We start from the raw sequence: 9,243 nt of genomic DNA on the forward strand, positions 1-9,243 counted from the left end.
CCATAGGACATGAAAACTTCTGCAGTTTTAGGATTGGTTCGCAGTATTTCACCTACTGTCATTTCTTTAGTAAATGTCATAATTATCCCTCCTTATGAAAATTATATTTGATATATGCTTAAATTTCAATGCTAATATTATATACTTCCTTTTTACTAATACCTCTTTCCTTGGCTACCAAGGCTACAGCCTCTTTCTTAGAAAGTCCCTTGTCCATGTACATTATTATATGATCCTTTATGCTGATATCCTTCCAATGCTTTTCTTCGTCTTCCTTAATAGCTTCTGGGCTTTTCCCCTCCAGTATTAGTACGAATTCACCTCTTATGTTTCTGTTACTAAATTCTTCTATTGCACCTTCCAAATCGGTTCTAAGGGTTTCCTCGAATTTCTTTGTCAGTTCTCTCGAGATGCTTATATTGACATTACCCATATATTCTTTCAAGTCCTTGAGAGTAGTCATAAGTCGATGAGGTGCCTCATATAATATGATGGTTCTATTCTCTTTTCTTAACCTTTCAAGCCTTTCTTTCCTTTCTTTCCCCTTGGTTGGTAAAAATCCTTCAAATACGAAGCGAGATGTTGGAAGGCCAGATATAGACAGGGCTGTTAAAGAAGCAGAAGGTCCAGGGATAGGAATAACCTCAATCCCTTTTTCCACACAGAGCCTGACCAAATCTTCACCCGGGTCAGACACACAAGGCATCCCTGCGTCGGATACCAAAGCCACATTTTTCCCTTGGAAAATCAATCCTATGATTTCATCGCCCTTGGTCTTTTTGTTATGTTCATGATAGCTTATCATAGGTTTTTTAATATCATAATGATTCAATAGCTTTGCTGTCTGTCGGGTATCCTCTGCAGCTATAATATCAACTTCTTTAAGTATCCTTATACCCCTTAGTGTTATATCCTCCAGATTGCCTATGGGAGTTCCAACTATATAAAGACAGGAAGCCATCATTTCATCCTCCCGTAAATATTATGTATTTCTTGGGTATAGTCTCCGTTTTCATCATATATATAAAGAGGCTCCATGAACTTAAGTTCAGGTCTGCCGCCTTTCATTCCTTCAATTAACAGAAGGTGAGGTTTCTTGTTTATGCTTGAATGAACAAATCGTATTCTCTTAGGTTCAATCTTTCGCATCCTCATATTAAATATGATATCTACAAGCCTATCTGCTCTATGTACCATAAAGAGCTTCCCACCAGGCATTAGTACCTCATAGGACGAGTCCAGAACATCCTCCAAGCTGCAGCCTACTTCGAATCTTGAGATGGCCTGCTTTTCTGAAGGGTTGATTATACCACAGCCCAACTTCATATATGGAGGATTGGTTACAACTGCATTAAATACTCCCTTGCCCAATTTTTTAGGAGCATCCTTTAAATCCATAGGCAATACGGTTATATAATCCTCAAGTTTATTATATATTATACTTCGATGTGCCATTTCAGCCATGTCCTCTTGAATCTCTATGGCAGTAATTTTTTTTGGATTTTTCTTGGCATGAAGCAAAATAGATATTATTCCTGTACCGGTGCCCATTTCCAGAACATTATCGGTCTTCTTCAAGGCTGCAAAATCAGAAAGGAGAACCGCATCTACACCAAATCGGAATCCTTCTTTTTTTTGTATTATATAATATCCATTTTGTAAATCATCTAAAGTTTCATTTAGTTTTAAAAGATCTTCCAAGGCGCTACCTCCATGATATAAAGTCTCTGGTCGCTGGTCTTATGTTATAAAAAAAAGACCCTCAGGTCTTTTTTTTATTATAGATTAGTCCTGTACAGGAGCATCAACGGGGCAAACATTTGCACAAGCTCCGCATTCAATACATTCCTCAGGATTTATAACATATTTGTCATCACCTGCGCTTATGCAGCTAACAGGGCATTCTGCCTCACAAGCTCCACAGCTAATGCAAGCATCTGTTATTTTATATGCCATCACTGGACACCTCCTTAAAATCTCTTTATCCATTTTACCACTAAAATTTGTTATTGAAAACCCTTCAAATAGATAAAATTGTTATAAAAATATCATTATTCTTCCAGGCTCTCTAATTCTTCCAAATCCTCTACTTCAATCTCTGGTTCTATGTCTTTACCTGGTACTATCTCCTTAACATCATACATGGAAAATTCTTTTATGGTTTTTATATTATTATCCGGAGAGTCCATCTTTACCTTTACGCTTTCATACAAAACGCTGGATTCTATAACCTCCCCAGTGCCTTCACCAGTATCAACCAGAGCTCCCACTTTAGGAAGATACTTTCTTACTTCTTCATATGCTTCTTGCTCATACTTCAAGCAGCACATCAGCCTTCCACATATCCCTGATATTTTAGTAGGATTCAGGGATAGATTTTGCTCCTTTGCCATCTTTATGGATACAGGCTCAAATTCTCCTAAAAAAGTAGCACAACAAAGAGTCCTTCCACATGGACCCAACCCTGAAAGCATCTTGGCTTCATCTCTTACTCCTATCTGCCTTAGTTCTATCCTGGTTTTAAATACTGCTGCTAAATCTTTTACAAGCTCTCTGAAATCCACTCTGCCATCTGCTGTGAAATAAAATATTATCTTATTATTATCAAAAGTATACTCAACATCAATTAACTTCATACCCAGGTCATGATTTTTTATCTTTTCAAGGCATATTTTAAAGGCTTCATCTTCTTTTTGCTTATTCTCTTCGTATTTGAGACAATCTTCTGGCGTAGCAATTCTTAACACTTTTTTAAGCGGGGCTACTATATCTTCCTCTCCAACTTCTCTTATTCCAACCACAGCATTTCCAAATTCTACACCTCGTATAGTCTCTACAATTACATTATCGCCCTTTTTTATGTCCAGTCCGTCAGGGTCAAAATAGTATATCTTCCCTGCCTTCTTAAACCGTACTCCTACTACCTTTATCATTATTAACCTCCAATATTCTTAAAAGCAAACTGTCTATAGAATTTTTATAACTTACGTTAAAATCCATAGAAATCATAATCTGCTTTATAGAGTCTATTATTTGAAACAAGTCTTCTTCCTTAAAGTTATGAACATAATTCTCCTTTATATAAGTATCAATAGCCTTATTAATTATATATTCATTATCATTCATATCTTTTAGAACAAGTATATCCCTGAAAAAGCTAAGAAGAAAACCTAACAGTTTTTCTCCATCATCTTTGCTGTGCAACAAACTTTCGCTGCAATCCAATACCTTTACCCTGCTTTCTTTTAAAAGCTCAAGCAAAAGTTCCTCATATGCTTTGCCTTTAGGTTCAAGTTCTCTATTCTTAAGTATTTCTATTGCTCTTCCTATTATACCATTGGAGTTTTCTATTGCAATCTCAATTTCTTCAGGTTGTGTAAACCCTAATCCAGCCAAAACAGTTTTCATATTCTCCCGGTTCAATCTTTGAAAACTATATACCTGACACCTGGATATTATAGTGGGAAGTAAGGTATTATAGTTTTCCGTAAGCAATATGAATACATTATTCCCCTCAGGTTCCTCCAGGGTTTTCAAAAATGCATCCTGTGAATCGGAAGTTAAACTATCCGCTTTTTCAACGATAATTACTCTGTGAGGATTCTCATAAGGTTTCCTGGAAATATCTGATATCAGCTTTCTGATTTGATCAATCTTGATTGAGTTTCCAGTGGGCTTAATATATATTATATCCGGATTTGCCCTGGCTATTGTTTTTTTGCATGAAGAACAAAGGTTGCAGGGTTTATTATTTGCATCCCTGCAATTAATAGCTCTGGCAAAGATATCCGCAACCGTTTTCTTGCCTGATCCTGCAGGGCCATTGAATATGTAAGCATTAGCAACCATGTCATCTTTTATTGAATTTTGAAGGCTTTGGATTAAAACCTCCTGACCTATTATATCTTTAAAGTCCATATCTATCACTAAGCTCTCCTATACTTTTTCAAAATGATCAATGTCCAGCACGAAGATGGTTGCTCCTCCTACCATAACATCAATGGGATAGGGTATAAAAACACTGGCGGATCCTGTTGGAGGTATGGGTGTGGTGAAGGTTTGTTTTCTACTTTGGCAAACTTCTTTTATTATGCTAATTACATCTTCTACCTTATCAGCAGTAACTCCCACCATCAATGTAGTATTGCCTTCTTTCAGGAATCCTCCTGTAGAAGCTAATTTGGTTGCACTATATTTATTTTTAACCAATCTTTCAATCAATTCTCCCGAATCATCATCTTGAACAACTGCCAATACCAATTTCATTTTCATACATAGGACCTCCTTTTATTTTATAACTTTAATCTTCTCCATTCTATAATCAGAAATGCCGCTTACCTTTATACCTAAATTGATACACTGTCTCAGGTAATCAATGATATCCTTCTCAATATATTCTCCTGGCATTAAAACCGGTATGCCTGGTGGATATGGCACTGCCATTTCAGCAGATATGCGTCCTGGGCTTTTTTCTATGTCTATATATTCTGCCTGGCTGTATACAGCTTCATAAGGGGATATTGGACAAACAGGTGCTGAATTAGGAAATTCTGCTCTATAAAGAGTTCTTTCTTCATTATTGCTCCATTGTTCCATATCCAATACTGCCTTAAGAAGGCTCATATATGATTTTTCATCATCTGCCACGGAGGTTATGGCCACAATATTATGAGCATCGCTCATCTCCATCTGAATATTATACTTGGATCTTAATATTTCTTCCCCTTTAACTCCACTGATTCCTCCCCTCCTTAAGCAAATTGTTATTCTTGTAGGATCTATATCATGTATACCATAGTTGCCTATCTTGTCCCTTCCTAAACAGTAAAAAGATGATTTATCATTTATTTCATTTCTTACCTTATTGCTGTATTTTATGCATTCTTCAAGAAGCATATGTCCACGTTTTTCCATAATATATCTGGCCACATCTAGAGAGGCCAACATCACATGAGAAGGACTTGTGGTCTGAACCAACTGTAAGAAAAATTTCAGCTTGTCTATATCAACTTTTCCCTCTTTCACATGAAGCATGGAGCTGCCTGTCATAGATGGCAAAGTCTTATGGGTGCTTTGGGCTGCCATGTCTGCTCCCGCCTCCATAGCTGATGGTGGAAGCTGAGCATGAAATGAGAGATGAGAACCATGGGCTTCATCAACCAAAAGCAATTTCCCTCTCTCATGAACAACTCTGGCAATGTCTTCTATATCAGAGCATACACCATGGTATGTGGGGTTTGTAATAAGCACTGCCCTGGCATCAGGATGATGCTCCAATGCATTTTCAACTGTGGAAGCTTTGATACCCATAGGTATTTCCATATAAGGATCTATTTCCGGCATCATATATACTGGCTGCAGCTTTCCCAATATTGTTCCACTCACTGCAGATCTATGGGCATTCCTGGGTATAAGTATCTTGTCTCCGGGATTTGTAGCTGCTAATATCATAGCATATATGCCAGATGTGGTGCCGTTAATAAGAAAAAATGTATGATCAGCTCCAAAAGCCCTGGCTGCTAGATTCTGTGCTTCCATAATGGCACCTTCAGGACTGTGTAAATTGTCCACACCAGGCACTTCAGTGGTATCCATCTCTATTATGTCGTCTAAAAGGTGCTCCAAACCTAATCTATGAAAAATCATGCCTCTTTTATGTCCTGGCATATGAAAGGGTAATATATTAGAATCTGCATATTGTTTTAATGATTTTAGTATAGGCATATCATTGTATAGCATCTTTTTTCTCCTCATAAATACTCTTTTATTGACTCGGGACCCGTGACTCGGAACCCGTTTTAAGCTCGTGTCACGTGCCAGGACCCTATAGGAATACTAAGGGCAACGCAGCACGAGTCACTTTATTCTTAGCTCTATTATACCTTTATCTTTATCTGCAATAAAGGATTTGATAGATATAAATTGAATATTTATTATTTTTCGCATATAATTTGAATAAGAATAAAAGATGTGGCTATAAAGAAAAAGAGGTGAATATATTTGAAGAATGAAGTAGATGGATATACACACTATATACTAAAAACCCTGGCAACTCTCCTAAAACTTATTGTCTACGCATTGGTATTTCTTGCAGTAGTATTTGGTTTAAAATTAGTTTTCCAGTATCTATCCCCCTTTATAGTTGCAATTTTAATTTCTTTTCTGATTAAACCAATAGCAAAGAGTTTTTATCCCATGAAAATTGGAAAAGGTATATCAGTGGCCATATCGATGTTGCTTGTATACGGAGTTTTTTTCGCTCTGTTAACACTAGGTTTAAGCAAAGGTATATCAGAACTTGTTTACCTTACATCAAGACTGCCTCTTTATTCAGATGCAATCTATAAGTTTATTACAGATCTATCTAAGGAAGCACAGAGCATATATATACAGCTTCCACCAGAAGTAACTACATATGCTATAGAGACAGCAAAGAACTTATTAGATAAGCTAGGAGTAGTTTTGACTAGCACTGCTAAACATACTGTGAATACGCTTTATGCATTACCTAAACTGGGTATTATTTTTATTATTACTTCAGTAGCTGCCTTCTTCTTTACTAAGGATTCTGATAAAATTGAGAATTTTATATTCAGGCAATTCACTCCTGCCTGGAAAAGCAAGCTAATAAACTTCAAAAAAAATCTTTTAACATCTTTGGTAGGTTTTTTGAAAGCACAATTGATATTGATAAGCATAACATTTGTGGAATCATTGATTGGACTTAACATTATTGGAGTAAAATATGCGTTAACAATTTCCATATTGGTATCGTTAGTAGATGTATTACCCGTACTGGGCACTGGAAGCGTTTATGTGCCATGGGCTATTGTAGCTATAATAATCGGTAAGTATAAACTAGGTATTTCCCTGTTAATATTATATTTAATAATTGTTGTTGTAAGATATATGATAGAACCAAAGGTTGTAGGCCATCAGCTTGGCATTCATCCTCTCATATCCCTCATATCCATATATGCAGGAGCAAAAATAATGGGTCCCATAGGTGTAATATTAGGCCCCACAATAGCGGTTACAATAAAAGCAACACAGAATGTAGGAATTTTGCCTAAGTTTAAATAAAAAAACTCATGCAATTTGCGGATTGCATGAGTTTTTTTATAAAGAAATATGCTATATATGTTAGAAAATTAATCCTGGTATGAATATTGGCAAATAGATATACAGCAAGAACACGGCAATCAAACCAAATAGATAAGGAAGTACTGCTTTGGCTATCTTCTCAATGGGCATACCCGTTATACTGGAACCCACAAACAGATTTATCGCCACAGGCGGAGTAACCATACCAATTGAAATACCAACCGTGAATATGATTCCAAAATGCACCAAATTTACTCCCAATGTGCGCATCAATGGCAAAAATACTGGTGTGAGCAATATGACCGCCGAAGAAGTCTCCATAAATACACCTGCTATCAATATTATTATAGAGATCAGGAATAATATTACAAACTTGTTTGTAGATATGGATAGTATCCCCTGTGCCACTGCTTCAGGTATCTTCCAGTTTGCAAGCACCCAGCCAAATACTCCGCTGCAGGATATTATTATCATAATGATGGCAGAAGTCTTGGCACTGCCAAGCATTATTTTCCCAATTTCCTTGAGTGTAAGATCTCGATACAAAAACATGGATACCAGCATTGAATACACAACAGCGACTGCTGCCGCCTCCGAAGGTGTGAAATAGCCAGAGAATATTCCTCCAAGGATAATCATAGGCATCAGCAAACCCCAAATGGCTTCCTTAAAGGTTCTCCAAAGATTCTTCCAGGAAAACTGCGTACCCATGGGATAATTGTATTTATATGCCTGTCTGAGGGATATGGCCACCAAAATGCCCCCCATCATAATACCCGGCAGAAATCCGTTTTTAAAAAGCTGGGTCACGCTCTGGTCTGCGATAACCGCATACAAGACCATAGGAACAGAAGGCGGAATTACAACTCCTATACAACCTGCTGAGGCTATTAGTGCAGTGGATGAATCTTCCTTATAGCCACGCTTCTTTAGCTCCGGTATCAATGTAGCACCTACAGCTGCTGTAGTAGCTGCTCCGGACCCGGAGATGGCGGCAAAGAACATGCCTGCAACAACCGATACCACCGAATTTTATTATAACTTGTTAAATAAGTCTATGCATAAAATATACATATGATGTATGATGTCCTATAAAAAATTTTGATAATTTCTTTTATAATTTATGTTTTTTGGGCAAAAGTTGTATTATGTTTAGTTAGATTTTATTACTTTGCCTGCTTCATGTCAACAATATTTTGAATATTTATACTAGTGGTATTATGTTTTTTTGTTCTGTATTATTTTGATGACATTTCTTTAATTGTGTTGTATAATGTCTTTATAATATAACATATTTTCCATTATTTATAATATATTTACTTTTATAGATTGGAGGATAAATGATGTCCAACGGTTTTATTCCAATTTCACAGATTATTGCCAATCAAATAAGTGATATGATATTCTTAGAAAAAAAATATAATCCAAATGACAAGCTGCCTAACGAAAATAAGCTTGCTGAAGAGTTGGGGGTGAGTCGTACAACGATCCGTGAAGCTGTCAAGATATTAGTTGCAAATGGCATATTAACGATAGAGCGTGGAAGAGGTACTTTCGTGACAGCAAATCCAGGTATGCATAACGATCCCTTTGGCATTTCTTACTTGGAAGACAAAAAAAAATTAGTAAACAATTGGTTCGAAGTTCGTTTGATATTAGAGCCTGCCAATGTTCGCCTTGTGGTAGAGCGAGCAAGTGATGAAGAGATAGAAAATATAATCCATTGGGAACGGAAAACTGCAGAGCTTATATTAGCAGGCAAGCCGTACAATGAAGCAGATAAACAGTTTCATGCTGCAATTGCAAAAGCTACACATAATGATGTAATTCAGCTTATGCTTCCTTCCATTGAAGCTGCAGTAAATGATGCTATAAAAACCTCAGTGTATGCAGGCACTCATAAATTAGCTTCTGAAAACGCCCTAACCAACCATCGACTTATTGCGGATTTCATTGAAAAACGAGATGCAGATGGTGCAGCTCTTGCGATGTACTATCATATTAAAAGAGGCATTATCGATATGGGGTGTTAATATTAGTTGCGTTGCCTAAGGTATCCCCGCTCCGCCCTGCTTCGTACTGCGAGCTACAAGAGTTTATGTATTCCTCTTTGGTGCTAAATCCTTCGATAAAACCTTA

Annotated in this window: 9 protein-coding genes and 1 pseudogene; 2 read left to right on the plus strand and 8 right to left on the minus strand. The window is 36.9% G+C overall.

The annotated features are described in order from the left end of the window. Positions 1-118 precede the first annotated feature (118 nt). The 7 genes from rsmI to ACESM9_RS12515 all read right to left on the minus strand — a co-directional run bounded on the left by rsmI (position 119) and on the right by ACESM9_RS12515 (position 5,739). Positions 119-964, minus strand: a complete 846-nt coding sequence (rsmI, locus tag ACESM9_RS12485) for a 16S rRNA (cytidine(1402)-2'-O)-methyltransferase (RefSeq protein ID WP_372999132.1) — start codon at positions 962-964, stop codon at positions 119-121. Further along, on the minus strand, positions 961-1,701 hold the full coding sequence (locus ACESM9_RS12490; protein WP_372999135.1) for a tRNA1(Val) (adenine(37)-N6)-methyltransferase: 741 nt from the start codon (positions 1,699-1,701) through the stop codon (positions 961-963). The genes rsmI and ACESM9_RS12490 overlap by 4 nt, the downstream gene beginning before the upstream one ends. A gap of 84 nt (positions 1,702-1,785) precedes the next feature. Further along, a complete protein-coding gene (locus ACESM9_RS12495; protein WP_255229383.1) occupies positions 1,786-1,956 on the minus strand; it encodes a DUF362 domain-containing protein in 171 nt (56 codons plus the stop codon). A gap of 95 nt (positions 1,957-2,051) precedes the next feature. Next, the gene (locus ACESM9_RS12500) at positions 2,052-2,933 is read right to left on the minus strand and encodes a stage 0 sporulation family protein (protein WP_372999138.1); all 882 of its coding nucleotides are present in this window, start codon (positions 2,931-2,933) and stop codon (positions 2,052-2,054) included. Continuing rightward, entirely contained in the window at positions 2,905-3,918 is a 1,014-nt protein-coding gene (holB, locus tag ACESM9_RS12505; RefSeq protein WP_372999151.1) for a DNA polymerase III subunit delta', read from the minus strand. Before holB ends, ACESM9_RS12500 begins: the two co-directional genes overlap by 29 nt. Positions 3,919-3,936: 18 nt before the next feature. Further along, on the minus strand, positions 3,937-4,266 hold the full coding sequence (locus tag ACESM9_RS12510; RefSeq protein WP_372999153.1) for a cyclic-di-AMP receptor: 330 nt from the start codon (positions 4,264-4,266) through the stop codon (positions 3,937-3,939). Between the two features lie 21 nt (positions 4,267-4,287). Further along, on the minus strand, positions 4,288-5,739 hold the full coding sequence (locus ACESM9_RS12515; protein ID WP_372999141.1) for an aminotransferase class I/II-fold pyridoxal phosphate-dependent enzyme: 1,452 nt from the start codon (positions 5,737-5,739) through the stop codon (positions 4,288-4,290). A gap of 261 nt (positions 5,740-6,000) precedes the next feature. Between ACESM9_RS12515 and ytvI the strand changes: the two genes are divergently transcribed. After that, positions 6,001-7,083, plus strand: a complete 1,083-nt coding sequence (gene ytvI / locus ACESM9_RS12520; RefSeq protein ID WP_372999144.1) for a sporulation integral membrane protein YtvI — start codon at positions 6,001-6,003, stop codon at positions 7,081-7,083. Positions 7,084-7,143: 60 nt separating this feature from the next. Here the strand turns inward: ytvI and ACESM9_RS12525 are convergent. Beyond that, positions 7,144-8,133, minus strand: a pseudogene (locus tag ACESM9_RS12525) (TRAP transporter large permease); the annotation flags it as partial. A gap of 314 nt (positions 8,134-8,447) precedes the next feature. On the opposite strand from ACESM9_RS12525, the gene ACESM9_RS12530 reads away from it, so the two are divergent. After that, the gene (locus ACESM9_RS12530; protein ID WP_372999148.1) at positions 8,448-9,137 is read left to right on the plus strand and encodes a FadR/GntR family transcriptional regulator; all 690 of its coding nucleotides are present in this window, start codon (positions 8,448-8,450) and stop codon (positions 9,135-9,137) included. Positions 9,138-9,243: the final 106 nt, after the last annotated feature.

Source organism: Lutispora sp. (assembly GCF_041687175.1).
Lineage (GTDB): Bacteria > Bacillota > Clostridia > Lutisporales > Lutisporaceae > Lutispora.